Here is a 25,106-nt window from a genome sequence, read left to right as displayed (position 1 = left end):
TCACCAGATGAATCGGCGCTGCAGCAGCAGTAGAACTCCGTTCGGGCTACGCCCTCTCTGCGTTCCACCGCTGCTGCAGAGTCTCATCTTGATTGACGCTTCGTCTCATCTTGGTTGTCGCGCTGCACAGCGTCAGGGGCGTTGTCGAATAGAGCAACACAAACTAACGAAAAATGATGTGTGCATGTGATTTGTAGCGTCGGATCTTGATGTTAAAGGATCGGATTAGTGCGCCGGAGGACTAGAATATGAAGAGAGATGATCGGAGGCAGGCCATTATGGACCTGTTGGTCGCGCAGAGGGTGGTGGATCTGGACGACCTATCCGATCGGTTCGCTGTATCCAAGATGACCATCCACCGGGATCTGGATGATCTTGAGCAGGCAGGGATGCTTCGCAAGGTCCGTGGCGGGGCAACGATCGAGGCAGGAGGCCATTTCGAAAGCGATTTCCGGTTTCGCCAGCAGCAGGAGGGCGAGGCCAAGCGCCGGATGGCCGAGGCCGCTCTTGAACTCGTCGAGCCCGGCATGACGGTGATGGTCAACGACGGATCTATGGCGTCGGTGCTCGGGGAATTGCTGCCACAGAAGAGGCCGCTGACGGTGATCACCAATAATGCGGCGGTCATCGATCGGCTCAAGACGGAATCAGGGATCAACCTGATTGCGGTCGGTGGACGCTATTCGGTGAAGTTCAATGGGTTTTTCGGCGTCGTCGCCGAACAGGCGCTGTCGCGTCTCAGCGCCGACATCGCCTTCATCTCAACGCCGGCGGTTTCTGGATTGCGCGTCTACCATATGGATGATGACGTTGTCCGCTCGAAGCGAGCGATGATCGCAAGCGCCGCGCGTCGCTGCCTGCTCTTAAACCATAAGCGCTTCAATCATACCGCTCTACATGTCCTGGCCACCATTGACGAGTTCGAAGTTATCATCACCGACCAGGAACCGTCAGTCGACGTCCGCGCGGCTTTGGAAGGAGCCAATGTGCCACTTCGAGTGGCATCGCAGGAGAGCAAGTGAATATGGCCAACGATCCTTCGGATAGATGCCGCGCAAGGCGGCACCTGTCCCGAATCTCAAGCTGGGCCCTCCGATGGGGGGAGCCCTTCCACAATCTTCCCCTATGGACGTTCAACGCGATATCTCAGATGGACGGAGCCGAGGCCAGCGGCTTCGGCGCTGATAAACGTGAGCCTCGCCCCGCCGGCAAGCCCATCCTCGCCGCCCTCGAATATGGCCGGTGTATTCGACTTGCCTCCGATCGCAGGGAAGATGACTAGGCTGACCTCGTCAACAAGACCCGCATTCAAGAAATTGCCATTGGTTTGCGCCCCGCCTTCCAGCATCAAGCGCTTCACACCGAACTCGGTTCCGAGAACGGCGAGCGCGTTTTTCAGATCGACGCCCTCTTTCTCGGCTACGATATAGGAAACGCCAGCCTGGGTGAGGCCCGCTAGGTAAGCATCATTCACGTCAGATCCTGTCAGGACGAAAAGGTGAGCCCCCTCAATGTCGTTCTTGTCCCAGCGTAGCCGACCGTCCTTATCAACGATAACAGCGAGCTCGTCGGCATCCGGGTTGGCGATATGGATCGGTCGCGCGGCCGTGCCGGTTGCTTGTAGGGATGGTCGACGGCGTCCGCGAACTCTTCTCCCGTCGCTCTTCCGGAAAGCCAGGCGTCGGCGCCGATCTTCTCATGCAGGTCGTCATAGATCTTCACGAGCTCATCGACCGAATGGCCGGTTGCCTCGGCCCAATCATTGACGATCAATCGGCCGTCCAGAGGCGACATCATGTGACAGATTACATGGGGTCTAGGCATTGGACTACACGCTCCTCTACAAACATTTCACCGTCAGTGGCCTGCCTTCAACTAGGCTGCGAATTTATCCACCCAGTCGGGGTGCCAGCGTGAAAGCGCCGGCCGGTTCAGGATCATGTCATCGGCCAGTTCCCGAGGGGATGATCGCGTCGCGTCTGACTGCCGAACTTGAATGGATCGTCGTCGGTTCTCCAACCTATCTCAACGAACGAGGGCGGCCGGAGCGGCCGGAAGATCTCTTGACGCACGAGTGCATCCGGATCCGAACCGGTACAGACCACGTCTGCAAATGGGAACTTGGCGACGGAGACCGCATGGTTGCCCTAGACGTTCCGGGACTGCTCACGCTCGGGGATTCAGAACTATCCATCCGCATGGCGGAGGAGGGAGGCGGTCTCTTTTACTGCCTGCGCGCACGCGTCGAGGACAAACTCGCGGCTGGTCTGCTCGAAGTGGTGCTGCCGGACTGGTCGTCTACTGGGCCGGGTTTTCATGCATATTACGCTTCGCACCGACAGGTGCCGTCCGCGCTCCGGACGTTTCGTGACCACCTTAAGGCGCCGCTTTCGGACGATTGAAGTGACGGCTCGACGGGAAGTCTCAGCGGGCGGAAGTTCGAGTTCCCGACAGAAAGTCTCAGAACGCCTCGAAGCTCTCGATCGCTATGGCGGCAACAAGTTGGGTAAGCCAGACGCTTCTTGAGTTGTTGTACCGGCGGTGCGAGACCCCCTCTAAATTTACAGCAGGTGCCTACAGGGTAGTGGAAACTCGCGGAGTTCCATTCTTGCCGCGGCTTGCGCTTCAATGGATACGTTATCATACCGAATTCAGATGAAAAAAGCTCATCTATTTTAAGAAATATTGCGTTTGAATTAGGAGCTGAAAGCGGAGATGGTTCGATGCGTGGAGGGCATCTGAAGCTGGATCGCCTTAGCGCGTAAGATGAGATGCAATACGGTTTACGAGGTCGCCGGACTATGTTTGGCGAGGGAAGAAGTATTGCTCAGATGCCGTATTAGGAGGAGGGCCGAATGAGTTTCCCCGCTGGAAAAACTGTAGATAAACGCGACAATTTTATTCTTGCTGGTCTCGAGCCGGCGATCTTCTTTGGCTTTTTCGAAGAGCTAAGCGCGATCCCGCGTGGTTCTTACAACGAGAAGCAGGTTAGCGATCACATCGCCGATTTTGCCCGGGCACGCGGCTTCGAGGTTTACCAGGACGAGATCTACAATCTCCTCATTAAGAAGCCGGGCACACCCGGCTACGAAAACTCTCCGACCGTCATTCTTCACGGGCATACCGACATTGTCTGCGAGAGCGATGAGGGTGTTGACCACGACTTTAAAAACGAAGGCATCAAACTTCAGGTTATCGGCGATTTCATCCATGGTACGGGGACAACCCTTGGGGCGGACAACACCGTTGGTGTGGCCTTCGCAATGTCGTTGCTGGCATCCGACGATGTCCCACATCCGCCGCTCGAAGTCGTCTTGACGGTTCAAGAAGAAGTCGGCAAGGGCGGCGCGCAACACTTCGACGGCACAAAGCTTAGCGGTAAGCGCCTTCTCGACATGAACTGGCACGATCCTAAGTCGGTTTTCGCAGGCTGCGCCGGCGATATTTCAGTGCGCTTCAAGATTCCGGTTCAGTGGGAACCGCGCGTTTCGGGGCAGACCGCCCTTTCGCTGCGGATCTCCGGCCTGAGCAGCGGTCATTCCGAATTCGACATCCATCTTGAACGCGCTAACGCGATCGTCCAGCTCGGACGGCTGCTCCGGATTGCCATCCGGGATGCTGGGGCCAGCGTAGCCGAAGTCAAGGGTGGCGTGAACCGTTACGTTATCCCGGGTGAGGCGGAGGCGATCATTTCGATCGATGCTTCGCGGATCGCCGATCTCAGACAGAGAATTGAAGCGGAAGCGGCTTCGATTGCCCTCGAGTACAAAGCATGCGATCCCAACCTCAAGGTCACAGTCAGCGAGTCCGGGAGACAGATTACTGAAGTCTTCGCGGCTCAGTCCGCCCGGGCGCTGGTCGATGCCCTGAACCTGCTTCCCAACGGCGTCCAGAGCAAGAGCCTTCAGGTTGAGGGCCTCGTCGAGAGCTCCAACACCGTGGCGTTGCTTTCAAGCGATGAAGAGGCCATCGAAATCGTCAATACGGTTCCAAGCGCCGTCAGCTCCCGTCGCTACAACATCGTCGACAAAATCCGGCAGCTGTCAGAACTCATCGGCAACGGCGCGAGCGTGGAGACATTCGCGGATTGCCCGGAATGGCCATACAATCCTCATTCGCGAATGCTCAACGCCGCCAAAGCCGCTTACGAGCGCGAGTTCGGCGAGCAGCCACATGTGGAAGTCTCTCACTCCAGTCTCGAGCTCGGCCTTTTCCGAAAGAAGGTTCCTGACATTGACATGCTGTCGATCGGACCGGAAGCGTTCGACGTCCACACCACGCGCGAGCGCCTCAACCACACGACAGTCGATTCGACCTGGCGGCTTCTCAAGTCGCTGCTCCGCGAACTCCGGACCTAAGGTACTAAAATGCCAAAACTGCCAAGCTACTTCGGCAATTTCCCACATCCGCCCAGCGAAAAGAAGCCGGTCCATCTGACGCGCGATAGCTACAAGATGTTCATCTATACGGGGACGAAGCCGTATTCGAGCGACCTCAACTACCTGCTCGCCAGCACGGACCAGCAGACGACTGGCATCTATCAGCTCGCGCCGGGAAGCAACTTCGACCCGGCCGACATTCACGCGGGTGACGAGGTGTACTATGTCCTCGAAGGTGTTGTGCATCTCCTAAACCCCGAAACCGGGCAGACAGAGGAACTCGGACCCGGTGACGCGGTGCTTATCCCCAAAGGCGCTCCGCATCGCGGCTATAACTTCAGCGACAAGGCTGCAGTTATCCTGTTTTGCATCGCACCACGTATCTGGGACGAGAACGGCCCTCCGACCGGTTATGACGGGCCGACGCGCCTCTATAAGCACGAAGGGAGAGCGTGATGAGCCTTGAGAAACTCGGAACCTATCCGGTAGACGGCGCACAGGCGCGCAAGAGGGGCGACCTGGTGAAGGTCGCAAAAAGCGATCGTCTGAACATCGTCTCCGGTCGCGATCATCCCGTTCTTATCCAGTTCTGCGTCAGCAACGATTACATGCACGTCGGAGAACTGACTATCCCTGTGGGTGGCGTTGGACCGCGCGCGAGCGAACCCGACAGCCATGAAGGGGACGCAGTCTTCTACGTCCTGCAAGGCCCCGCGACCTTCTATTTGGCGGATACCGACGAAACCTTTCACATCCGTGACGGGGAGTCTTTCTTCCTGCCGGGCGGCATCAGCTACCAGTGCTTAAACTACGGCTCCAACCCGATCCGGGTGGTCTTCACGATCGCACCAGGACTGTAAGCCGAAGATTTGAATCTCAGTTTGCCAAGTTTCGCCGCGGGCCCGTCCCGCGGATGGGAAAGCTTTGTCTTGTCACCACCAGGGAGGATCATGTGACAATTTTCAGACGGACGTTAATATTCGGTGCTGCTCTCGGGCTCACCGCTTCGCTTTCCTTCAGCCCAGCGCTTGCACAGCAGTCGGATTATTCGAAGGTGTTTCCTGGCATCTTGATGGACAAGGACATCAAGCCCACAGGCCAGGAAGTCAAACCCGGTAAAAAGGATAACCGCCCGCTCAAGGTCGGCTTCCTGCCGACGGCGATGGACACCTACTATCAGCGTGTTCTGGCCGGCGTGAAAGAAGAAATCGACAAGCGCGGTGGCGACGGCGCTATCCAGCTGCTCGTGCAGGCTCCGAGCAGCCAGTCTGCCACGGATGACCAGATCAGGACCATGGAAGCCTGGATCAACGACGGTGTCGATGCAATCGCCGTTGCCTTATACAACGAAGGCGCATTGCTCCCCTCGATCCGGCGCGCCACCGAGGCGGGCATTCCGATCTTCCTCTTCAACTCACCCGTCGCCGATAATCCATATTATGTCAGCGATATTGGCTACGACCAGAGTGACGGCGGTCGTGCGCAGGCGCAGTGGCTGGTTGACACCTATGGCGACAAGGAGGTCAAGCTCGGGATACTGGAGGGCCTGCCCGGTCCGCATACGAGCCAGCGCATGAAGGGCTTCAACGAGGTCATCTCGAAGCACCCCAACTTCAAAATCGTCGCTCAGCAGCCGGCGGGCTGGGTTCGTGCCCAGGGCCTGTCGGTGACCGAAAACATGTTCACCGCCAACCCTGACATCGAAGTCCTCGTCGCGCTCTACGACGAGATGGCCCTTGGCGGCCTGCAGGCTCTCAAGGCCAAGGGGCTGAACGGCAAGGTGGCGATCGTCGGCTACGAAAATATGAAGGAAGCCAACGACGCGATCCTCACTGGCGACTTCGCAGCAACGGTCGACACCGGGGCCAAGGAAGAAGGTCGCAACATCATTCGAGCGGTGGATGAGTTCGTGATGAAGGGCAACGCCCTGCCGAAGAAGATCTTCGTGACGCCCAAAACCTACGATGCGAAGAACATCAAGACCTTCGATCAGAACGACTACGTCTACGTCCAGCAGAAGTAGATGTGACGGTACGCGGCCCCGCCTCGCGCGGGGCCGCCCACTCAAAAAGGGCGACCTGAATGACAAACGCTCCGCTGCTCGAGATGAAAGGCATCGCCAAACGCTTCGGCAACACGAAGGCGCTTGATGGCATCGACCTCGTACTCAATCCCGGCGAGGTTCTCGGCCTGGTCGGCGAGAACGGCGCAGGCAAGTCGACGCTGATGAAAATCCTCTCTGGTGCATATGCACGCGACGAAGGCACCATTGCTGTCAGAGGTAAGGTGGTCGATCTGAACAATCCCAAAGACGGGTCCAGGGCAGGCATCGCGATCATCTACCAGGAGCTGAGCCTGTTTCCGGACTTTGACGCCGCCGAAAACATATTCGCGGGCAGGGAGCTGCGCCGCGGGCGCGCAAGTGCATCACCGCTTGACCATTCAGCCATGCGGGCAGCCGCCTCGCGTATCCTGAAGGGCGAGTTAGGCGTGGAGGTACCTCTCGACAGGCCAGTTCGAGAGCTTAGCCTCTCGCATCGGCAGATGATCGAGATCGCCAAAGCCATTAGCAGCAATGCCGACATCATCATCATGGACGAGCCGACCGAAGCGCTGGAGGAGGTCGAACGCAAACAGCTGTTCGCCATCATCAAGAAGCTTCAACAGGCCGGTAAAGCTCTCATATATGTGTCTCACCGGATCCAGGAACTCCTCGGCATCGTCAGCCGCGTGATGGTCGTGCGCGATGGCAGCACCGTCGCAGACCTGCCCGTACAGGATCTCGATGTAGACAAGGTCGTCAGTGCGATGATCGGCGGCTCACTCGCAAAACAGTTTCCTCCCCGCGTCCCGGCAAGGTCCGATCCCTCGTTGGACGTTCGCGGTTTGACGAAAAGGGGTGTCTTCGAAGACGTCACCTTCTCGGTAGCCAAGGGTGAAATCCTCGGCGTCACGGGCCTGGAAGGATCAGGCAAGAGTGCGCTCCTGCGGGCGATTTTCGGGCAGATCCCTCACGATGCCGGCTCGATTCTGATCGACGGAAAGCAATCGGCAATTTCGGACCCCACGGACGCTATCCGTCAACACGTCGCCTTCTTGCCCGCCGAACGTAAAACCGAGGGGATTTTCCCACAGCAGAATGTCGGCTGGAACCTCTCGATCGCCAACCTTCGAACGCTCGGCAAAATCACGTTGATGCCGAAAAAGGAGCGCGAGATTGCCTCCGGCTACATCGCGAAGCTCGGCGTGAAATGCGATGGCCCCGCTGCCGACATCACATCGCTGAGCGGCGGTAACCAGCAAAAAGTCATGCTTGCTCGCTGGCTGCTCACCCGACCAAAAGTGCTCATGCTTGAGGAGCCAACGCGTGGCGTCGACGTGCGCGCCAAAGCCGAGGTCTACACCCTTATCCAGGCCGCTGCGAAAGACGGCTGTGCTGTCATTGTGGTGTCCGCCGACAACGCGGAACTGCTTGGACTGTGTCACCGGGTCGCAGTCATGTTCGAAGGACGGATCTCGGCGGTCGTCGATGCGGCTACCTCCAAGGAAGAAACTCTCGCTCTTCATTCGGTAAGGCCGCCGCAAGGCCATCATATTCAGGGAGGTACCCATGGCTGATATTGCAGCTACACGCCCGCGCTCGCCCCTTACGCTCGCTCGCAGCGGCGGCAATGCCGGCGTTTATCTGGCCTTCGTCGTTCTTCTGGTGGCGCTCGGCTTTGCCGCTCCGCGGTTTTTCACCTTCGGCAATTTGACTGACGTTCTTCGTCAGGCTGTCCCCATTGCCGTGATCGCTTTTGGAGCAACCTTTGTGATCGGGATGCGGGGCATCGACCTCTCCGTCGGTTCGACACTCGCGCTAAGCGGTCTTGTGACCGCAAACCTGATTGTGCTTGGCTATCCCGTTCCCTTGGCATGCGCAGGGGGGATTGCGGTCGGTGCGGTGATCGGACTGGTGAACGGGATCCTGATCACCAAGGTCGGGGTCACCGACTTTATCGCCACAATGGCCATCATGGTCATCAGCCGCGGTATCGTGATGGTCTACACTCAGGGTATTCCGATCGTCGGCGCCTCCGACCCCGCCTTCCGAATGATCGGCCAGAGCTATGCCGGCGGTGTTCCGGTTCCGGTAATTCTGACTGCCATCGTCTTCGCGATCGCCTTCTACCTTCTCTATTACACGCGTTTCGGCCGTTTCGTTCTCTCGATCGGCAGCAATCCGGACGCTGCCCGGCTGGTCGGCATCCCCACGGACAAGATCAAGATCGCCGTTTACGTACTGGTCGGGGTTTTGTCGGCCTTCGCGGGCGTTCTGCTCACCTCGCGCCTTGAAGCCGCCATGCCTGAAGCCGGCCAGGGGTACGAGCTAGATGTCATCGCCGCCGTCGTTATCGGCGGAACGGGTTTGTCTGGCGGACGCGCCACTCTTTTTGGAACCGCCGTGGGTGCCGTTTTGATGGCGGCCGTCCGCAACGCGCTCAATCTGCTCAACGTGAACACCTTCTGGCACCAGGTCGTCATCGGCACGATCATCCTGATCGCCGTGGCAGCCGATCGTTTCAGTCGCCGCCAAAAGGCCTGAGGAGACGACGATGAAATATTCCGAGCTCCGCAAGTCCGTCCTTGATGCAAACGCCGCACTCTACGATAGCGGCCTTGTCATCTCGACGTTCGGTAACGTCAGCGCCATCGACCGCGAGAAGGGAGTTGTCGCCATCAAGCCGAGTGGCCTTTCCTACAAGGCAATGCAGGTCGCAGACATCGTTGTGACCGACCTCGACGGCAATATCCTAGAGAGCACGCTGCGGCCATCGTCTGATCTCGATACGCACCTGGAACTCTACAAGAGCTTCAAGTCTATCGGTGCCGTGGTCCACACGCACTCGTTGTTCGCGACGGTGTGGGCCCAATCCGGCCGGGGAATTCCTGCCATGGGAACGACCCATGCGGACTATTTCAACGGTACGATCCCCGTCACTCGCAAGCTGCGCGACGACGAAATCAAAGACGGTTACGTTCTCAACACGGGCAAGGTCATCGTTGAGGCACTCGGAAACAATGACCCGCTCTCCGTCCCCGCAGCCCTGGTTAACGATCACGGTCCCTTCTGCTGGGGCAAGGACGCAGCCGACGCCGTTCATAACGCGGAGATGCTCGAGGCTGTCGCCAAGATTGCCTTCCACTCCCGGCAGTTGAACCAGGACGATCCAGAAATTTCCGGCGCGTTGCTGGACCGCCACTATCAACGCAAGCACGGCCAGTCGGCGACCTACGGCCAGCCAGACAGTTCCAAGTAGGATTATCATGTCGATTGTAGCAGGTGTTGATTTCGGAACCTTGAGCGTGCGGGTAACGCTGGCTGATTCTGAGAAGGGTTCTCTGGGAACCTGCGTCGCGGAATATCCTCTCGAGCGGCGGCGTTCCGATCCCGACCTGGCAACCCAGTCCCACTTCGATCATATGGAAGCGCTTGTGCTCGCCATGAATCGAGTAACCGTTGAATGTGGCGTAGATTCCAAGGCAGTCCGTGCGATTGCGGTCGACACGACGGGGTCCTCGGTGTTGCCTGTTGACAAAAATATGCAGCCTCTTGGGGACTACTACCTCTGGTGTGACCACCGCGCCAAAGCGGAAGCCGAAGAAATAACGGCCATGGCGCACGACATGCACATCGAGGCGATCGAATGGTGTGGTGGAACCTATTCCCACGAGTGGGGCTTTGCCAAGCTTCTCCACTGGATGCGCCACAACCCCGACCAGCGCGAACGCTTCGGGACCGCCGTTGAACATTGCGACATGGCGGCCGCGGTCCTCACCGGGGTGACCGACACGGCTCGCATGGTGCGCAGCGTCTGCGCCATGGGACACAAGTGGATGTGGAACCCGAAATGGGGTGGCTTGCCCTCGCAGGCTTTCTTGTCCCGCGTCGATCCGCTTTTCGACGGCGTGCGCGAGAAGATTGGCGGAACATATCAGACCTCCGCGTCAATCGCAGGCGGGCTCAGCCCATACTGGGGCGAACGCCTTGGGCTAACCCCCGGAATTCCGGTTCCCACGGGGGCGTTTGATGCCCATTGGGATGCAATTGGCGCTGGCTGCCGTCTGGGGGACGTCGTCAATGTCATCGGTACGTCGACCTGTATCATTGCCGTGAGTGAACGTGTGAGACTCATCCCTGGTGTTTGCGGCGTCGTCCCAGGGAGTGCCCATCCAGACCTTGTAGGAGTTGAGGCGGGTCTGTCTGCGACCGGCGACCTGTTCGATGCAATTGCACGACGTGCGGCCACAACGGTGTCCAAACTCGCTGAAGGCCTCGAAAGCATCGAAGGCGGAAAGACCGGTCTGATGCGTCTCCCCTGGGACAATGGGGACCGGACGGTGCTCGTCCGCTCCGATCTTGGTGGAATGACGCTTGGCTGGCATCTCGGCCATACCGCACAGGACGAACTGTACGCCGCGATTGAAGGAACGGCTTTCCACACACGGGTTATCCTGGAGCGGATGGAGCAACATGGCGTTCCGGTCAACCGCGTCATCAATGGGGGAGGTATCCCGCAAAGGAACGACATCCTCAATCAGATCTATGCCAATGTCATAGGGAAGCCGATATTGGTCCCTGACGGTATCCCGACGGGTCTCGGTTCGGGAATATTCGCCGCTCTTGCGTCCAAAGATCATGGATCGATCGAGAGCGCTCAGGCAGCTATGTGCGTGGGCTACAGAAAGTTTGAGCCCGATCCGAGCACGCGCGGACGTTATCAGACCCTCTACCAGCTGTTCAAGCAGGTCTATATGGGCTTTGGCACCTCAAGCCTCGCAGACTTCTCGCAAGTTCTCGGAGACATCAAGCGGATTGCTGCAGGTGAGAGTATTCGATCCGAGTTTGGCCACCGTTCCGCGCGGAAGGTGGCATTGCTATGACCCGATGCGCTCTCGGATCAGATGGCTTTGGATCGAGGACGTTATGACGTCACTTCCATCCATTCGTGCAATACAGTCGTTCGTCGCAGCCGGCCGAAAGGCGTCATTTCTGGAGGCGGCTGCCCAGTTGCAGCTTACGCCGTCGGCGATCAGCCACCAGATCAGACTGATGGAAGAAGACCTTGGGGAAAAGCTCTTTCACCGCATTGGAAGAACCGTGTCTCTCACCGAGATTGGCGAGCGATACCACCGTGATCTTTCAGAAGCGCTTTCGATGATTGAGCAGGCGACCGATGAGGTTTGCCGGCGCAACAGCGTCGACGTCCTGAGCGTTGGCTGCGCTTCAAGCCTGGCTTCGCTATGGCTTATGCCAAGATTGCCTCGGTTCGAGGAGTTGTATCCCTCGATCGAAATCAGGCTTCTTTCGACATCGGACCCTGCAAAATTGTCCGATGGCTCGGTCGATGTCGATATCTGCTACGGTAGCGTTCCTCGACTGGGCTCTATCGCGGCGGAGGAGTTTCCTCTTGAGACAATCGTCGTAGCCTGCTCTCCCGAGGTCGCTAATGGCGAGCGGCCCATACGCAAGCCATCCGACCTAGTGGGCCAAACCCTTATCAAGTCGGAGCAGACGCTTTACAGCTGGCAGCAATGGGCGAAGGACCACGGCTTGGCGATTGACGTCAATCGCGGCTCTCGATTTCGCGACGCGTTTATGGCGATCGCAACCGCTGTCGAAGGACGCGGCGTGTGCCTCGAGAGCTACCGGCTTCTTCAACGGGATGTGGAAAGAGGTAACCTCGTCCTTCCGTTGGGGATGACGGGCCCCAACCTCCGTTGCCACACGCTCACATATGTCCGCTCGCGGCTCAGGTCGGGAAAAGTCAACGCGTTCAAGCAATGGCTGGAAAATGTATGGCTTGAAGACGCTGCCTCGGCTGAAATGCGGGCGCGATGCTGATCGAACCTATGACGGGCAGCAAGATCCCGGCGTCCTTTGAAACGCCGGGACAGCAATATGCGTGATGCCCAACTTTCGATCTTAGCCATGCCTCGCAATTTTCTCGAAGTTTTTGTGATCGCTGAGGCGAGCGGCCACCGGGCGCGATATGCGCCGTCTTCAGCCCTTCATCATAAGTGTCTGCGCTGATTTCAAAGCCGCAGCTTTAGGAGCGCGTCGGATCCCTCTCCGGGCCACGCCATCCGCGACCTTATAGGTCTGCAAGTCTACGGCTGTCTAACGCGACGAGCCGATCCTCTGCACCCGTTTTTTGTCTCTTCTAATTGACTATACACACGAGCAGGCAAAGCTGTCGCGATGGGATCAACTGAGACTGGCAGCTCTCAGACAATCTGGATTGATATTAAGAGCGAATGCCTCCATATGTAGAGAATGATTTAGCGCGGCGAGAGCCGATTACAGGTGTTGGCGGGCGATGCAGACGGACCTACAGATATCCAGGCAGAGTGCGACTTTGCGCGTGAAAGTTGAGGAGACTCTACGTCACGCGATAGCCAGTGGGCGATTTAAGCCCGGCCAGCGACTGGTAGAGCGCGAACTTTGCGAAATGCTGGGCGTCGGCAGGACCTCGGTTCGCGAGGCCATGCGACAGCTCGAAGCTGAAGGCATCATCACAAGCTATCCCCATAAGGGACCGGTCGTCAGTACGATCACCTACGAGGAAGCGCAGCAACTCTATACTGTTCGGGCTCTTCTTGAAGGATTCGCGGGCCAGCAGTTCGCTGAGCATGGCACTGCAGCCGACATAGCGACACTTCAAGCCGCGGTGGTCGAATTCGAAGCCGCTGCCGAAAGTGGCGTCGGTGCGCGGCTCATAGATGCGAAAAACGCGTTTTACAACTGTTTGATGGACGGCAGCAAAAACGTGTTCGTAAGGCAAATGCTGACAGCTCTGCACAATCGGATCAATCTCCTTCGAATGACAACCATGACGCAACCGGGACGCCTTGCGCACAGCATTGCCGAAATTAAGGATATTGCGAACGCAATCCAGAATCGCAACGGGCCGTTGGCGGCGGCGGCCTGCAAATTCCATATTGACCAGGCTGCCAAGGTCGCACTTGAATACCTGCGGAAGAACGTAGCGCCAGAATCTTAAAATTTCGATTGACAGATTGTCTGATAATCTTTTTAATCCTCTCTGAAGGAAGGCGGGCTTCATTGCTCGCACGCGTCCGGAGGAAAAAATGTCATCGACACTCAACGCAACGCGCGTGGCCTTTATAGGGCTGGGCGCGATGGGCCAACCTATGGCTCAACATCTCATTTCGGCAGGCTTCGATGTCGTCGGTTTCGACCTCTCGAAAGAGGCCAGGACAAAGCTCGCTGATGCGGGCGGGCGAGCCGCCGAAACGATTTCTGACGCCATGGTCGGGGCCAGTTTCGTGATCACCGTGCTTCCTAATGGCAAAATCGTGCGCGAGGCGCTGCTGGGCGAAAACGCCTGTGGCGGCCTGAAGCAGAATGCCGTGGTCATAGACATGAGTTCGTCTGCTCCAAATGACACAAGGGAACTCGGTCTCGAACTTGCTTCTCGGGGCCTTCGGCTGGTTGACGCCCCGGTCTCCGGAGGCGTAAAGCGCGCCGTTTCTGGCACCTTGACAATCATGGCCGGTGGGGAGGATGCTGATATCGAGGAAGCCGAGCCGCTGCTGAAGGCAGTGGGACAACAGGTGTTCCGGACGGGGCCGGTTGGCTCGGGTCACGCGATGAAAGCGATTAACAACTTCGTATCCGGTGCAGGTGTGCTCGCGGCGATCGAGGGTGTCCTTCTGGGACGTGCCTTCGGCCTGGAGCCGGCGACGATCGTCGATATTCTCAACTCGTCGTCTGGAAAGAACAATGCTACCGAAGTGAAGATGAAGCAGTTCATCCTCTCTGAGACGTTCGGGTCGGGATTTGCCATTGGCCTAATGGCCAAGGATATCCGTATCGCCGCCGATCTCGCCAAGACGCTTGGTCTTCGCCTCGACGCTCTCGCCAGCACGGCAGACGCCTGGGATGCTGCGCAGAAGGCGCTAGGCCCTTCCGAAGACCACACCCGCATCATCCGATACGTCGAAGATCACAATTAGCCTCGGAAACTCGCGAATACAGCGAAATAGACAGATTGTCTGAAAATCAGTTTATTTCGCCGGAAAACCGGAAAGCTAGGAGCGTTGTCGAATGACCGCAACGAAAGAAGCGAAAGTGAAAACACACGGCAAGGAGCGGCCTGTCCCTTCGGAACAGTTCGCTCAAGGGCTAGCGACGCGTCGTGAAGTCATGGGCGATGCCTATGTCGACGCAGCACTCGGTAAGGCGACCGACTTCACTTGGCCTATGCAGCAGCTCGTCACTGAGTATTGCTGGAACGAGATCTGGAACCGACCAGGCCTCGACAGGCGCGCGCGGTCCATTTTGAACCTTGGCATGATCTCTGTCCTCAATCGTCCGCATGAGCTCAAAGGCCACGTGCGCGGCGCGATCAACAACGGCCTCACCAAGGAGGAAATCCAGGAGATTTTCCTGCAGGTCGCGATCTACGCTGGCGTACCGGCGGGCATTGACAGCTTCAGAAACGCCCAGGACGTCTTTAACGAAATGGGCATCTGAAGCCGCCGCCGCCGGGCGTGGCGGAAAATTTTGAAAGGCGTGGATCGGCCGCGCCGTTTTAACTAGGGAGGAGCCGAACTTGGCCATCGATCTCGAGAAGTTCAAAAAATTGGCGCTGGAGGACTTCGAGTTCAAGCGCGAAACCCGTTATCTCAACGGCATCATCAAATGCGATTTTCCGACCCGCAGCGTCGCACTCCACTTCGAAGACGGCAAGATGGTGAAGGTCGAAGAAGCCGCCTACGACGACGAGAAGTGCAAGATCGTCATCCGGGGCACGGGTGAACAGTGGGACGCGCTTCTCCAGAAGAAGCCTCGGCCGTTTTATCAGTGCCTGCAGTCGTCAAACATCAAACACGGTCTGCACCTCAGCAACAATAACGAAACCTTCGCATATCTCCCTGCGCTCAATCGCATGACGAACTTGATGCGCGAGGCCCGTCCGGAAGGAGTAGCAGCATGACCAAGCATGATCCGATCACTGGCCGTTACGTCTACCTGACGATCGAAGGCATTGAATACCGCGTCTATTACGAGGAAGCCGGACAGGGCATTCCGTTGCTTGTCGGTCACACGGCGGGCTCCGACGGCCGCCAGTACCGCCACACGCTCTGCGACGAAGACGTGACGAAGAACTTCCGCGTCATCGCGTTCGACTTGCCCTATCACGGGAAGTCTCTTCCTCCCCACGGCGTTCGCTGGTGGGAGAAGGAGTACAACATGACCAAGAAGTTCATGATGGATTTCCAACTGGAACTCTCCAAGGCCCTTGGTCTGGACCGCCCCGTTTATATGGGTAGCTCGATGGGCGGACATCTTGCTATCGATCTGGCGTCGAATTACCCCGACAACTTCCGCGCCACTATCTCTGTCGAAGGCGCGCTGCGTTCGGCTGCGGAATACGTCGATGTCGGAATGGCAGGCATTCGGAAAGAATTCGACAACCCAAACGTGAACCGCACCTCCATCGGTGCGGCCATGTTGCTCAATATCTCGCCCTACTCACCAGAAGCCAATGTCCGCGAAATCCAGTGGGAATATAGCTGCGGCGGTCCGGGCGTCTTCGCAGGTGACCTCTATTACTACTATTACGACCACAATGTCTCGCCCGAAGAGGCGAGCAAGATCGATACGTCGAAGTGCATGCTGTACTTCCTGACGGGCGAATACGATCCGAATACCTCCCCGGCCGACACCAAGATCGCCGCCGATCTCGTCAAGGGCAGCAAGTTCTTGACGATGGAGAAGCTCGGACATTTCCCGGTCACTGAAGACTACACCGAGTTCAGAAAATACCTGCTGCCGATCCTCGAGGAAATCCAGCAGGCATCCGCAACCAGGGCGAAAGTCGCCTGAAACAATCTCTTGGGAGGAGCATCCAATGAGACGTCGTTTAACCGCAACCATGGGGGCGCTGATCGCGGTCGGCGCCCTGACGACCACGACGTGGGCTGACGGCGTCGACCAGCTCCCCGCCAACGAGAGGAAAATCTACGAGGTTGTCGACCCGCAGGTCCCGCTCGGAGCGAGTGCCTATAGGGACTTCAAACCAAAGAAGGGACCGCCCTGGAAGATCGGCTACGCCAGTAGCTATGCCGGCAACACGTGGCGCGCAGCGGCCCTCGATGCCGTCATGAATGACCTCTTGCCGCGCTCCAAGGAAGCGGGGCTCGTATCTGAAGTCGTGGTCACTCAGTCCGACCTCAAGGACGCCGTCCAGATTCAGCAGATGCGCCAGATGGTTGATGATGGTGTTGATGCCATCATCATCTGCTGCTCGAACGTCACCGCTCTCAACCAGACGATCGAGTACGCCTATAAGGCAGGCGTTCCTGTCTTCTCGTTTTCGGGATACGTGACGTCGCCTTACGCGATCAACGGCGCTGCCAATCACGCGCAGGGCGGCGGCGAGATGGCGACCTGGCTCGCAGACAAGATCGGCAAGAAAGGCAACGTGCTTCTCGTGTCGGGCATCCCTGGCTTCGCCTCATCCGACAGCTTCGACAAGGCCGCCAAAGACGCGCTGGCAAAGTATCCCGACATCAAGATTGTCGGCGAAGTGGCTGGCAAGTGGACCGACCAGGTAGCACAGGTCGAGGTGCAGAAATTTCTGGCGACGAACCCCACCCAGATTGACGGTATTCTGACACAGGGCGCGCAGGAGAACGGCGTGTTGAACGCCGTGCTCCAGTCGGGCCGTGACATGGTGCCCATTACGCTGGGCGGCGAGGCTTCGGCGGCATGTTACTGGCGCCAGAATCCAGAATGGATCGCTGCCGGCTTCCATATCTGGCCGCCGCGCCGCGAGATGCAGCAGATGTGGGAGATCATGCTTCGCACGCTCGAAGGGCAGGGGCCGAAGGTACAATCCTTCCTGCGCCCTGTCCTGCCGTTCACCATCGATGACGTTCGCGCGGCGATCCCCGAGGATTGCGATGTGAACTCGACGGATTTCGTCGAACCGAAGGCGGACGGATGGTTCCCAAGTGCGATTGCCGACCAGTACTTCGAGCGTCCTGCCGATCCCTGGAAACCGGTAGCCAAGTAAGCCGGATCCGCCCGGTGGCTTAACTGCCGGGCTGACCGTTGGAAGATCGTAAAAGCCGCCTTGGCGGACGTTGCGGGTGGGAGGTCTGCGATGGGCAGCGAGATAACAGTCAGAATGGTAGATGTCGCCAAGGCGTTCGGGGAGACGAGGGCACTCAAGAAGTGCGACTTCGAGGCCCGCGCCGGGGAGGTACACGCCATCGTCGGCGAGAACGGCAGCGGCAAGAGCACGATGGCCAAGATCATGTCGGGCGTTTTGCACCCGGACGCAGGGGAGGTCACGGTCTTGGGTGAAAAGGTTGCCTCGCCCGTCGACGCCAAGCGGGTCGGCCTGACCACCATCTTCCAGGAAGTCCTGGTTGCCGACGAGGCCAGCGTGTTCGAGAACCTCTATGTCGGTCGTGACGGTGTCTTTCGTTCGCAGTCGACCGGCGATCGGCGAACCGAAGCGGCTGAAATCCTGGCGCGGCTCGTCGGAAAATCCGTAGACCTCGATCAGCTGGCAGGCAGCCTCCCGCTCAGCATCAAACAGTGGATCGTCATCGCAAGGGCTATCCTTCGCATGCCGCAGGTGCTGATCCTCGACGAATCTTCGGCCGCGCTCGACCTCGACTCGACCCTCCGGCTCCATGCGGAAATCGACCGCCTACGTGCCGAGGGTGCGACGATCCTCATCGTCACCCACCGGATCGCTGAACTCGTGCGTATCGCCGACCGTGCGACGATCCTGCGTGATGGGATAACTGTCGGTACGCTCGGAAAAGACGAGATTACCGAGGAAAACCTGCTGTCCATGATGACGCCGGCAGATCGGCGCGCCAGCGATGCGACAGAATACGCCTCCCGAAAGAAGGCGCTCTCGGCCCCTCTCATATTAACCGCGACTGGTCTCGCGGCGCACCGGTCGGCGCGCATGTTCGATTTCGACCTTCACAAGGGGAGCATCGTCGGCGTAGCCGGGCTTGATGGGCAGGGGCAGGATGCTTTTATTCGCGCCTTGGCCGGCATCATCCAGCCGTTCGGTGGCGAGGTGAAGGTCCGCTCGGTGGATACGGACAAGATGGTCCCGCTGCGATCGCTCGACGATGCTGCGAACCTCGGTGTTTCCTACGTCTCCGGGGACCGCAAGCGCGAGGGTATCTTCCCGCAGCAAAGCATCTTCGAAAACCTCGCCATCGGTGTCTACAGGAAGAAGCTCGGCCCCCTGGGCGTGATCCGCAAGCTCACGCTGAAACCAATGTTCAAGCGCGAAGTGGATCGACTGCGCATCAAGATCGGCAGCCCGTCCAACAGGATCACCTCACTGTCGGGTGGCAACCAACAGAAGGTGCTCATCGGGCGCGCTTTCGCAAACGATCCCCAAGTCATCCTCCTGAATGACCCCGCCCGCGGCGTCGATCTCGGCACCAAGCGCGATCTCTACCGCGAACTCCGCCTGTTTGCTGAAAAAGGCGGTAGTGTCATCTACCTGTCGAGTGAGATCGAGGAGTTCATCGGGTTTGCCGATCGCGTCGACGTGTTCTTCGGGGGAACGTTGTTTCGGTCCCTGACCGACGAGGAAATCGCCGAGGCACCAATCCTCGCCGCTATGTTCGGGAAATCCAGGGACGCTTCCGTTGATTTCCATCTGGAAAGGACCGCATGATGTCCGCAACCGCTTTCCGTCAAGTCACGCAGGACCGCTCGCTGTTCGTTCCGGCCGGGCTTTTCCTTGTCCTCCTTTGCGCCGTCGCCTTCCGGGGCCAAGGTCTGTTCACGAACAATGGTCTGGCCGGAGCAATTCTGGTTGCAACGCCGCTGATCCTGACCGCGCTCGCGATAACACCGATCGTCATGGCGGGCCGCGGAGCCGTGGACCTTTCCGTCGGCCCGCTGATGGGCTTCGTCAACGTCACGCTCATTACGTGGCTGGTCGGCAACGGCATCACGCACCCTGTGGCCATCATTGCCTGGGCGGTGGGATTGGGAGCGGCCTTCCAGCTCGTGCAAGCGCTCGTGATCATCTATGTGCGCGTCGCGCCCATCATCGTCACGCTCTCCGGTTTCCTCGTTCTGTCGGGCGTCAACCTTATGGTCATGTCGCGTCCCGGCGGTGTCGCGCCAGACTGGATGCTAAGCTGGGGCGCGGGAACGAGCGTGTTTTCGCCTGTCTTGTTGCTCTTGCTCGGCGCTTTCGCAATCTGGGGCGTCCTGAGGGGCACGATGTTTTACCGCAACCTGCGGATGACAGGCGCCGACGAGCGGATGGCCTATACCAGCGGTGTGCAGGTCGATGTTGTGCGCATCATCGCCCATATGGTCGGGGGCGTTTTTGCCGGGCTGGCCGCATTGAGCTACACCGCGCTGATCTCGTCCGGGGACCCGACTCAAGGCAGCACTTACACGCTGCAAGCGGTCACCGCGCTGGTCCTTGGCGGCGCCAGTCTCTCTGGGGGCCGCGGCGGCGCGCTCGGCTCGACGCTCGGCGCGATCAACATGTTCCTCATCTCGTATCTTCTGTCCACTTTCAACTTCGGTACGGTTTCCGGCTTCGTCACGCAAATGGCCTTTGGCCTGATCCTCGTTGGATCGCTTCTCGTGAACGTCTTCGTCATCAGCCGCCGCACTGTCGCGTGAGGGAGTAAGGAAATGATCTCCACTGTCTTGAACACAGAAATCGGCGCGGCTGGGGGTTCCAGCGCTCTGCGCAAGCACAAGAGTATTTCGATCGGCTTCTGTCTCCTTGCGTGTCTGCTCATTCTTGGAGCCCTGCTCGTGCCGGGCTTCGTGTCGCCGCAGAACGCCCGATCGATCCTCCTGCTCGCCGCCTTCCTTGGGCTGGCTTCTGTCGGGCAGACGCTTTGCGCGCTCGTTGGAGCGCTGGATCTTTCCATCCCATACATCATCGGTGGCGCGAATATCCTGCTTCCAAGCCTCATGGTGGCGGGTCTTCCGGCGCCCGTCGCCATGATCGTCGTGCTCGTCCTTGGCACTTTGGTCGGGGCTTGCAACGGCGCCCTCAGCTTCCGGCTGCAGGGTCAGGCGCTGATCATGTCGCTCGGCCTTGGTTTCGCGGCCGTCGGGGCGGTCCAGATCTACACCTCGCTCGGATCGCAGTTCGGCGGTACCGTCTTTGTGCCCGTCCCCGGATGGCTTCGCAACCTCTCGGCGTTCAACGGCAAATTCTTCGGTCTCCCGTTTCCACCGGTTATCGTCATATGGGCTGTCATTGCCGTCGCTCTGGGCTGGATCATGCACAACACGTGGTTCGGCCGTAGCCTCTATGCTGTTGGCGGGAGCCGCACAGCCGCCGCCCGCCTCGGAATTTCGGAATTCAAGGTCTGGACGGTGATCCACAGTGTCAGCGGTGCGATGTCGGCACTCACCGGAATGCTGCTCCTCGGTTTTTCCGGCGGCGGTTTCGTCGGTGTCGGTGACCCCTACCTGTTCACCACCGTTGCGGCGGTCGTTATCGGCGGAACATCTCTTCTAGGCGGTGCCGGTGGTTATGGGGCGACGGTCCTCGGCGTCCTCGTCCTTACTGTACTTACCTCGCTTCTCGTTGGCCTGGGACTGAGTTTCCCGGCACAACAGGCCGTCGTAGGGCTGCTGATCGTCCCCATGGTCGCGATCTACGCCCGCTCACCGCACATCCGTAATCAGATTTGAACGTTGCATCGAAAGGAATACCAATGGCTATCTCCAGTGCTCTACTTGATCGCCTGAAGGACCCCTCCCTGGTACGCGAGGAAATGCTGGTAGGAGGCAACTGGCGAAAAGAGGGCGCGAGCGGCAAGACGATCCACGTCCACAATCCCTCTACCGGGGACGTGATCGCGAGCCTCCCGAGCGCAGGACTTCAGGACGTCCGCGACGCCATCGACGTCGCCAAATTCGCCCAGAAGAAGTGGGCCGCACGATCGGGCAAGGAACGTGCCGGCGTCATGCGGAAATTCTTCGACCTCGTCACGACCAACACCGAGGACCTCGCGATCATCCTGACGTCTGAGATGGGCAAGCCTCTGGCCGAGGCACGCGGCGAGGTCGCCTACGGGGCTTCTTACATCGAATGGTTCGGGGAAGAAGCGAAGCGCGTTTACGGTGACACCATTCCGGGGCATCAGGCCGACAAGCGCCTGATCGTGATCAAACAGCCCGTCGGCGTGGTGGCGGCTATCGCCCCGTGGAACTTCCCTTCAGCCATGGTCTGCCGCAAGATCGCCCCGGCGCTGGCATCCGGCTGCGCCATCATCTTCAAGCCGGCCGCCGAAACCCCGTTGTCGGCCGTTGCTCTTGCTATCCTGGCTGAGCGCGCCGGAATACCCGGCGGCCTGTTCAGCGTCCTGCCGACAGACAACGCCCGGATGTTCGGTGAAGAAGTCTGCTCCAACCCCGTCGTCAAGAAGCTGACCTTCACAGGGTCTACCGAGGTCGGCCGCATCCTGATGGCGCAGGGCGCACAAAAGATCATGAAGCTTAGCCTCGAACTCGGCGGCAACGCTCCCTTCATCGTCTTCGACGATGCCGACCTCGACGAGGCTGTGGAAGGAGCGATGCTGTCCAAGTTCCGCAATGCCGGCCAGACCTGCGTTTGCGCCAACCGTCTCTATGTCCAGAGCGGGGTCTACGACCGCTTCATAGAAAAACTGGCGGCGCGGGTTTCCGCCCTCAAGGTTCTTGACGGGTTCGAGGATGGAGCCACCATCGGTCCGCTGATCAACGAGGATGCAGTGGCGAAGCTCTATAGCCACATCGACGACGCGGTCGGTAAGGGTGCGAAGGTCGTTGTCGGCGGCGCAAGGGACGAGCGTGGTGGCACCTTCGTCCAGCCGACGCTTCTCTCGGAAGCCACAAAGGAAATGAAGGTCGCACGAGAGGAGACCTTTGCGCCGCTCGCCCCGGTCTTCAGGTTCGAAACGACGGACGAGGTAATTGAACTGGCCAACGACACCGAGTTCGGTCTCGCTGCCTACTTCTACGCCAACGACCTTCGAAACGTCTGGAAGGTGACGGAGGCCCTGGAGTACGGGATGGTCGGCGTCAACACGGGCCTGATCTCGACAGAGGTTGCACCGTTCGGCGGCGTCAAGCAGTCGGGGTTCGGCCGCGAGGGCTCAAAATACGGCATGGATGACTTCCTTTCCATGAAATACGTCTGCATGGGCGGCATACAGTCGTAGTCCAACGGCTGGTGGCGGGTCTTAAGGCTCGCCACCCGCAATGTTTGAACTGGTCACGGAGGCCCGATGACACATTTTGCTGAAGGCGGGGAAACTCTTGCTCAAGACCGCGCCGGCAGCCTTCAAAACGAGGCGGTCGACCGCGAGCAGGACCCGGCCGATCACGCTGCCCAGGCGAACGTCGAGGGCAGAACGGCCATGGAACGTCGGAACGTGCGGAGAGAGGCAGGGGCTAGACTCGCCTTTGTCGTGGGTCTGTCTGCTTAAGGCTTCCGTTGGCCCAACGCCCGATGACCCATCTCGACAGTTTCGTTGATGTTTTTCGACGGGACGGAGAAAGCGCGCCACCGGCCACTCGCTGGCAAGATCATCGCCGGTTGTCTGGCATTTTGCTGGTGGCACGTCGACGCAAGGCGCACGTGTCGGGACGCTCGGCCTGCCGGCCCGAGTGCTCCTATGGCTCAAGGGCAGCATCAGTTGAACCTCACTTCACGTTTGCAGATTCTGCAATGACGTGCGGTCGTCAACTGCCGCAAGGCCCTGATGCGGCGCTCACGGATCGCCGAGAAATTGCGCCGTCGCAGACTAATAGTTTGACCTGGAAGAGCCCACTATCGTTACCGCGACCTGGTCGCGTTGCAATGATGAAACTGGGTTGCGCCTCACACCTGCGTTGCAGAGTGTCCGGGCGAGACCGTGACGACCACGGCCCCGCCCGGACGTTGCCCTGGGAGGCTGACGTCTGGACAATGTTTGCCGCGAGAGCTTAGTGCTTCATTCGCAGGATCGGCTTGATGACCTTGCCGCTCTCGGAATCGGCCATTGCCTCGTTGATCTGGTCGAGATCGTAGAACTGGACGAGTTTGTCGAATGGGAACCGTCCTTGCTGCCAGTATTCGATGAGTTCAGGTATGAATTTGGAGGGAATGCTCTGGCCTTCGACCACACCGACGAGCGTCCGGCCGAACAGAAAGTTGCCGATGTCGACGATCCCTTCCGTTCCGAGCGCGGACGATCCGACCAGTCCGCAGGTTCCTGGCGTGCCGAGGCAATCGACCGCCTGGCGAAACACCTTCGGCGAGCTCGTGCATTCGAGACTGAAGTCTGCGCCTTCGGGAATGATTTCCCTGATCGCCCTGACGCTATCCCCATTGCGGGCGTTTATGATCTGGGTCGCACCGAGTTCAATCGCCAGTTCGAGACGTTCGTCGTTGAGATCGATCACGATGATGGTCGAGCATCCGGCGATCTTCGCCGCCATGACGGCTGCCATGCCGACTGCACCCGCGCCGAACACTGCAATGGAAGATCCTGGTTTGGGCTTGAGGCAGTTGAGAACCGCACCGGCGCCCGTTTGCAGCCCGCAGCCCAGCGGTCCCATGAGTTCGAGGGGAACATCTTTGGAAACCTTGACCGCATTGCGCTCGCTGGCGATGGCGTAGGTGGCGAAAGAAGACTGCTCGAAGAAGCACCCGCTGATCTGGGTACCGTGTGAATCATGGAGCGGGCAGCTGCCATCCGGCCGGGTGCCACGGAAATTTCTGCCGAAAAAGTCCTCACAATAATAAGGCGTGCCTGCCCGGCACTTCTCGCATTTCCCGCAATATGCGTAGCTTAGAGCCACGTGGTCGCCGGGCGAAAGCCCTTTTACATCGGCCCCGACCACTTCCACGACGCCGGAGCCTTCATGGCCTAGAACCACGGGCTGCGGTACGTCATATCCTTGGTCGCGAACAACCATGTCGGTGTGGCAGACACCGCTCGCCACGATCCGGACGAGGATTTCGTCGGGGCGAGGTTGATCAATACCGATGCATTCCAGAACAAGAGGCTTGGCCTTTTCGCGCGAAATTGCCGCGTATGCTTCTTTCATAAAATGACTCCTTCAATGCGCGCTCGCCCGCGGATGACACTTGTAGGCGTTAGCAGACAATCAGTCAATTATGTTCTCCGAACGAAATGCTCGCTGAGGCAATGCCGGCACTACGCGGATAGGCAAGGAAACAAAAACGCCGTCTTATCAATGGCTGCGGCGGGGTGTGCGGCTGATCTCCATATTAGCTTGCATAGCCGCCTGTAAGGAAATGGGATAGTCTTGACAGATTGACTGACCCTTATAGGCGGTCATCCAGCTGAATGTACCGACCTTGTTCTTCATGCCTCAGCGGGCCCGCTTTTCGCCAAGATAGCGGCGGTAACCTCTCGAAACCTCATTTCAATGAACCTCATCGTGCCGAGGCGCGAGCCCGTCTGTTGGTTGTTGATGCGCTCGGTGCGAGGGGAAATGGCCGCGATGTTGTCTTATTGCCAGATTTGGCCAAATGTGGACAAAAAACGTTTTCATATCAGTATGATAATGCCTGAATCTTTGTCCAAGAAGGCGCAGTCTTTATAGGTTATTGACAGATTGTCTGCTTATTTATAATGATGCGATCTGTCGTTTAGGGGAGAATCCGGCGGCGGCTGGAGTATAACGGCGCT

General features: G+C 58.7%; 25 protein-coding genes. 22 read left to right on the top strand and 3 right to left on the bottom strand.

Annotated elements, in window-relative coordinates:
• The first annotated feature begins 248 nt into the window (after positions 1 to 248).
• Positions 249 to 1,022 (top strand): DeoR/GlpR family DNA-binding transcription regulator, encoded by a 774-nt coding sequence (locus ATY80_RS12425; RefSeq protein WP_088692720.1) that lies wholly within the window; start codon positions 249 to 251, stop codon positions 1,020 to 1,022.
• 101 nt (positions 1,023 to 1,123) lie between these two features.
• Here the strand turns inward: ATY80_RS12425 and ATY80_RS29590 are convergent, their stop codons facing one another.
• Together ATY80_RS29590 and ATY80_RS29585 are read right to left on the bottom strand one after the other, a co-directional pair.
• Positions 1,124 to 1,513, bottom strand: a complete 390-nt coding sequence (locus ATY80_RS29590) for a dihydrofolate reductase family protein (protein WP_245306836.1) — start codon at positions 1,511 to 1,513, stop codon at positions 1,124 to 1,126.
• Entirely contained in the window at positions 1,486 to 1,824 is a 339-nt protein-coding gene (locus tag ATY80_RS29585; protein ID WP_245306834.1) for a hypothetical protein, read from the bottom strand. The genes ATY80_RS29590 and ATY80_RS29585 overlap by 28 nt, the downstream gene beginning before the upstream one ends.
• Before the next feature lie 140 nt (positions 1,825 to 1,964).
• Between ATY80_RS29585 and ATY80_RS12415 the strand changes: the two genes are divergently transcribed.
• The 21 genes from ATY80_RS12415 (at position 1,965) to ATY80_RS12315 (ending at position 22,892) form a co-directional block, all read left to right on the top strand.
• Complete coding sequence (locus ATY80_RS12415) at positions 1,965 to 2,402, top strand: LysR substrate-binding domain-containing protein (RefSeq protein ID WP_245306833.1); 438 nt, start codon at positions 1,965 to 1,967, stop codon at positions 2,400 to 2,402.
• Positions 2,403 to 2,855: 453 nt separating this feature from the next.
• Positions 2,856 to 4,358 (top strand): aminoacyl-histidine dipeptidase, encoded by a 1,503-nt coding sequence (locus ATY80_RS12410; RefSeq protein WP_088692719.1) that lies wholly within the window; start codon positions 2,856 to 2,858, stop codon positions 4,356 to 4,358.
• 9 nt (positions 4,359 to 4,367) lie between these two features.
• A complete protein-coding gene (locus ATY80_RS12405; protein WP_004129736.1) occupies positions 4,368 to 4,835 on the top strand; it encodes a cupin domain-containing protein in 468 nt (155 codons plus the stop codon).
• Positions 4,835 to 5,239 carry a cupin domain-containing protein gene (locus tag ATY80_RS12400; protein WP_088692718.1) on the top strand — a complete coding sequence of 135 codons (405 nt, stop codon included), beginning with the start codon at positions 4,835 to 4,837 and terminating at the stop codon, positions 5,237 to 5,239. Before ATY80_RS12405 ends, ATY80_RS12400 begins: the two co-directional genes overlap by 1 nt.
• A gap of 92 nt (positions 5,240 to 5,331) precedes the next feature.
• Entirely contained in the window at positions 5,332 to 6,402 is a 1,071-nt protein-coding gene (locus tag ATY80_RS12395) for a sugar ABC transporter substrate-binding protein (RefSeq protein WP_189637138.1), read from the top strand.
• A gap of 59 nt (positions 6,403 to 6,461) precedes the next feature.
• On the top strand, positions 6,462 to 7,997 hold the full coding sequence (locus tag ATY80_RS12390; RefSeq protein ID WP_088692716.1) for a sugar ABC transporter ATP-binding protein: 1,536 nt from the start codon (positions 6,462 to 6,464) through the stop codon (positions 7,995 to 7,997).
• Positions 7,990 to 8,964, top strand: coding sequence for a ribose ABC transporter permease (rbsC, locus tag ATY80_RS12385; protein WP_088692715.1), 975 nt, complete (start codon positions 7,990 to 7,992; stop codon positions 8,962 to 8,964). Before ATY80_RS12390 ends, rbsC begins: the two co-directional genes overlap by 8 nt.
• A 10-nt stretch (positions 8,965 to 8,974) precedes the next feature.
• Positions 8,975 to 9,679, top strand: a complete 705-nt coding sequence (gene araD, locus ATY80_RS12380; protein WP_088692714.1) for an L-ribulose-5-phosphate 4-epimerase AraD — start codon at positions 8,975 to 8,977, stop codon at positions 9,677 to 9,679.
• A gap of 7 nt (positions 9,680 to 9,686) precedes the next feature.
• Entirely contained in the window at positions 9,687 to 11,303 is a 1,617-nt protein-coding gene (locus ATY80_RS12375) for a ribulokinase (RefSeq protein ID WP_088692713.1), read from the top strand.
• Positions 11,304 to 11,346: 43 nt separating this feature from the next.
• Positions 11,347 to 12,264, top strand: coding sequence for a LysR substrate-binding domain-containing protein (locus tag ATY80_RS12370; RefSeq protein ID WP_088692728.1), 918 nt, complete (start codon positions 11,347 to 11,349; stop codon positions 12,262 to 12,264).
• A gap of 475 nt (positions 12,265 to 12,739) precedes the next feature.
• On the top strand, positions 12,740 to 13,423 hold the full coding sequence (locus ATY80_RS12365) for a GntR family transcriptional regulator (protein ID WP_088692712.1): 684 nt from the start codon (positions 12,740 to 12,742) through the stop codon (positions 13,421 to 13,423).
• 88 nt (positions 13,424 to 13,511) lie between these two features.
• Entirely contained in the window at positions 13,512 to 14,399 is an 888-nt protein-coding gene (locus tag ATY80_RS12360) for an NAD(P)-dependent oxidoreductase (protein WP_088692711.1), read from the top strand.
• A 91-nt stretch (positions 14,400 to 14,490) separates the two neighbouring features.
• Positions 14,491 to 14,919, top strand: coding sequence for a carboxymuconolactone decarboxylase family protein (locus ATY80_RS12355; protein WP_189637137.1), 429 nt, complete (start codon positions 14,491 to 14,493; stop codon positions 14,917 to 14,919).
• A 79-nt stretch (positions 14,920 to 14,998) separates the two neighbouring features.
• Positions 14,999 to 15,382, top strand: a complete 384-nt coding sequence (locus ATY80_RS12350) for a hypothetical protein (protein ID WP_088692710.1) — start codon at positions 14,999 to 15,001, stop codon at positions 15,380 to 15,382.
• Positions 15,379 to 16,275 (top strand): alpha/beta hydrolase, encoded by an 897-nt coding sequence (locus tag ATY80_RS12345; RefSeq protein WP_088692709.1) that lies wholly within the window; start codon positions 15,379 to 15,381, stop codon positions 16,273 to 16,275. Before ATY80_RS12350 ends, ATY80_RS12345 begins: the two co-directional genes overlap by 4 nt.
• Positions 16,276 to 16,300: 25 nt before the next feature.
• On the top strand, positions 16,301 to 17,467 hold the full coding sequence (locus ATY80_RS12340) for an ABC transporter substrate-binding protein (RefSeq protein WP_088692708.1): 1,167 nt from the start codon (positions 16,301 to 16,303) through the stop codon (positions 17,465 to 17,467).
• A gap of 90 nt (positions 17,468 to 17,557) precedes the next feature.
• Positions 17,558 to 19,111, top strand: coding sequence for a sugar ABC transporter ATP-binding protein (locus tag ATY80_RS12335; protein WP_088692707.1), 1,554 nt, complete (start codon positions 17,558 to 17,560; stop codon positions 19,109 to 19,111).
• Complete coding sequence (locus ATY80_RS12330) at positions 19,108 to 20,082, top strand: ABC transporter permease (RefSeq protein ID WP_088692706.1); 975 nt, start codon at positions 19,108 to 19,110, stop codon at positions 20,080 to 20,082. The genes ATY80_RS12335 and ATY80_RS12330 overlap by 4 nt, the downstream gene beginning before the upstream one ends.
• 12 nt (positions 20,083 to 20,094) lie before the next feature.
• The gene (locus ATY80_RS12325) at positions 20,095 to 21,114 is read left to right on the top strand and encodes an ABC transporter permease (RefSeq protein ID WP_088692705.1); all 1,020 of its coding nucleotides are present in this window, start codon (positions 20,095 to 20,097) and stop codon (positions 21,112 to 21,114) included.
• Between the two features lie 23 nt (positions 21,115 to 21,137).
• On the top strand, positions 21,138 to 22,625 hold the full coding sequence (locus ATY80_RS12320; protein ID WP_088692704.1) for an NAD-dependent succinate-semialdehyde dehydrogenase: 1,488 nt from the start codon (positions 21,138 to 21,140) through the stop codon (positions 22,623 to 22,625).
• A gap of 66 nt (positions 22,626 to 22,691) precedes the next feature.
• Positions 22,692 to 22,892 carry a hypothetical protein gene (locus ATY80_RS12315; RefSeq protein WP_088692703.1) on the top strand — a complete coding sequence of 67 codons (201 nt, stop codon included), beginning with the start codon at positions 22,692 to 22,694 and terminating at the stop codon, positions 22,890 to 22,892.
• Between the two features lie 499 nt (positions 22,893 to 23,391).
• On the opposite strand, the gene ATY80_RS12310 is transcribed toward ATY80_RS12315, so the two are convergent.
• Positions 23,392 to 24,498 (bottom strand): NAD(P)-dependent alcohol dehydrogenase, encoded by a 1,107-nt coding sequence (locus ATY80_RS12310; RefSeq protein WP_088692702.1) that lies wholly within the window; start codon positions 24,496 to 24,498, stop codon positions 23,392 to 23,394.
• Between the last annotated feature and the right edge of the window lie 608 nt (positions 24,499 to 25,106).

Origin of the sequence: Rhizobium sp. R711 (assembly GCF_002211365.1) — a bacterium.
Classification (GTDB): domain Bacteria; phylum Pseudomonadota; class Alphaproteobacteria; order Rhizobiales; family Rhizobiaceae; genus Rhizobium.
Note: the sequence above shows the minus strand (reverse complement) of the source record. Positions and strands in the feature narration are given on the sequence as shown.

Coding starts and splice junctions, on each gene's coding strand:
- ATY80_RS12425 (WP_088692720.1), top strand. CDS start 249: ATGAAGAGAGATGATCGGAGGCAGGCCATTATGGACCTGTTGGTCGCG.
- ATY80_RS29585 (WP_245306834.1), bottom strand. CDS start 1,824: ATGCCTAGACCCCATGTAATCTGTCACATGATGTCGCCTCTGGACGGC.
- ATY80_RS12415 (WP_245306833.1), top strand. CDS start 1,965: ATGATCGCGTCGCGTCTGACTGCCGAACTTGAATGGATCGTCGTCGGT.
- ATY80_RS12410 (WP_088692719.1), top strand. CDS start 2,856: ATGAGTTTCCCCGCTGGAAAAACTGTAGATAAACGCGACAATTTTATT.
- ATY80_RS12405 (WP_004129736.1), top strand. CDS start 4,368: ATGCCAAAACTGCCAAGCTACTTCGGCAATTTCCCACATCCGCCCAGC.
- ATY80_RS12400 (WP_088692718.1), top strand. CDS start 4,835: ATGAGCCTTGAGAAACTCGGAACCTATCCGGTAGACGGCGCACAGGCG.
- ATY80_RS12390 (WP_088692716.1), top strand. CDS start 6,462: ATGACAAACGCTCCGCTGCTCGAGATGAAAGGCATCGCCAAACGCTTC.
- rbsC (WP_088692715.1), top strand. CDS start 7,990: ATGGCTGATATTGCAGCTACACGCCCGCGCTCGCCCCTTACGCTCGCT.
- araD (WP_088692714.1), top strand. CDS start 8,975: ATGAAATATTCCGAGCTCCGCAAGTCCGTCCTTGATGCAAACGCCGCA.
- ATY80_RS12375 (WP_088692713.1), top strand. CDS start 9,687: ATGTCGATTGTAGCAGGTGTTGATTTCGGAACCTTGAGCGTGCGGGTA.
- ATY80_RS12370 (WP_088692728.1), top strand. CDS start 11,347: ATGACGTCACTTCCATCCATTCGTGCAATACAGTCGTTCGTCGCAGCC.
- ATY80_RS12365 (WP_088692712.1), top strand. CDS start 12,740: ATGCAGACGGACCTACAGATATCCAGGCAGAGTGCGACTTTGCGCGTG.
- ATY80_RS12360 (WP_088692711.1), top strand. CDS start 13,512: ATGTCATCGACACTCAACGCAACGCGCGTGGCCTTTATAGGGCTGGGC.
- ATY80_RS12355 (WP_189637137.1), top strand. CDS start 14,491: ATGACCGCAACGAAAGAAGCGAAAGTGAAAACACACGGCAAGGAGCGG.
- ATY80_RS12345 (WP_088692709.1), top strand. CDS start 15,379: ATGACCAAGCATGATCCGATCACTGGCCGTTACGTCTACCTGACGATC.
- ATY80_RS12340 (WP_088692708.1), top strand. CDS start 16,301: ATGAGACGTCGTTTAACCGCAACCATGGGGGCGCTGATCGCGGTCGGC.
- ATY80_RS12335 (WP_088692707.1), top strand. CDS start 17,558: ATGGGCAGCGAGATAACAGTCAGAATGGTAGATGTCGCCAAGGCGTTC.
- ATY80_RS12330 (WP_088692706.1), top strand. CDS start 19,108: ATGATGTCCGCAACCGCTTTCCGTCAAGTCACGCAGGACCGCTCGCTG.
- ATY80_RS12325 (WP_088692705.1), top strand. CDS start 20,095: ATGATCTCCACTGTCTTGAACACAGAAATCGGCGCGGCTGGGGGTTCC.
- ATY80_RS12320 (WP_088692704.1), top strand. CDS start 21,138: ATGGCTATCTCCAGTGCTCTACTTGATCGCCTGAAGGACCCCTCCCTG.
- ATY80_RS12315 (WP_088692703.1), top strand. CDS start 22,692: ATGACACATTTTGCTGAAGGCGGGGAAACTCTTGCTCAAGACCGCGCC.
- ATY80_RS12310 (WP_088692702.1), bottom strand. CDS start 24,498: ATGAAAGAAGCATACGCGGCAATTTCGCGCGAAAAGGCCAAGCCTCTT.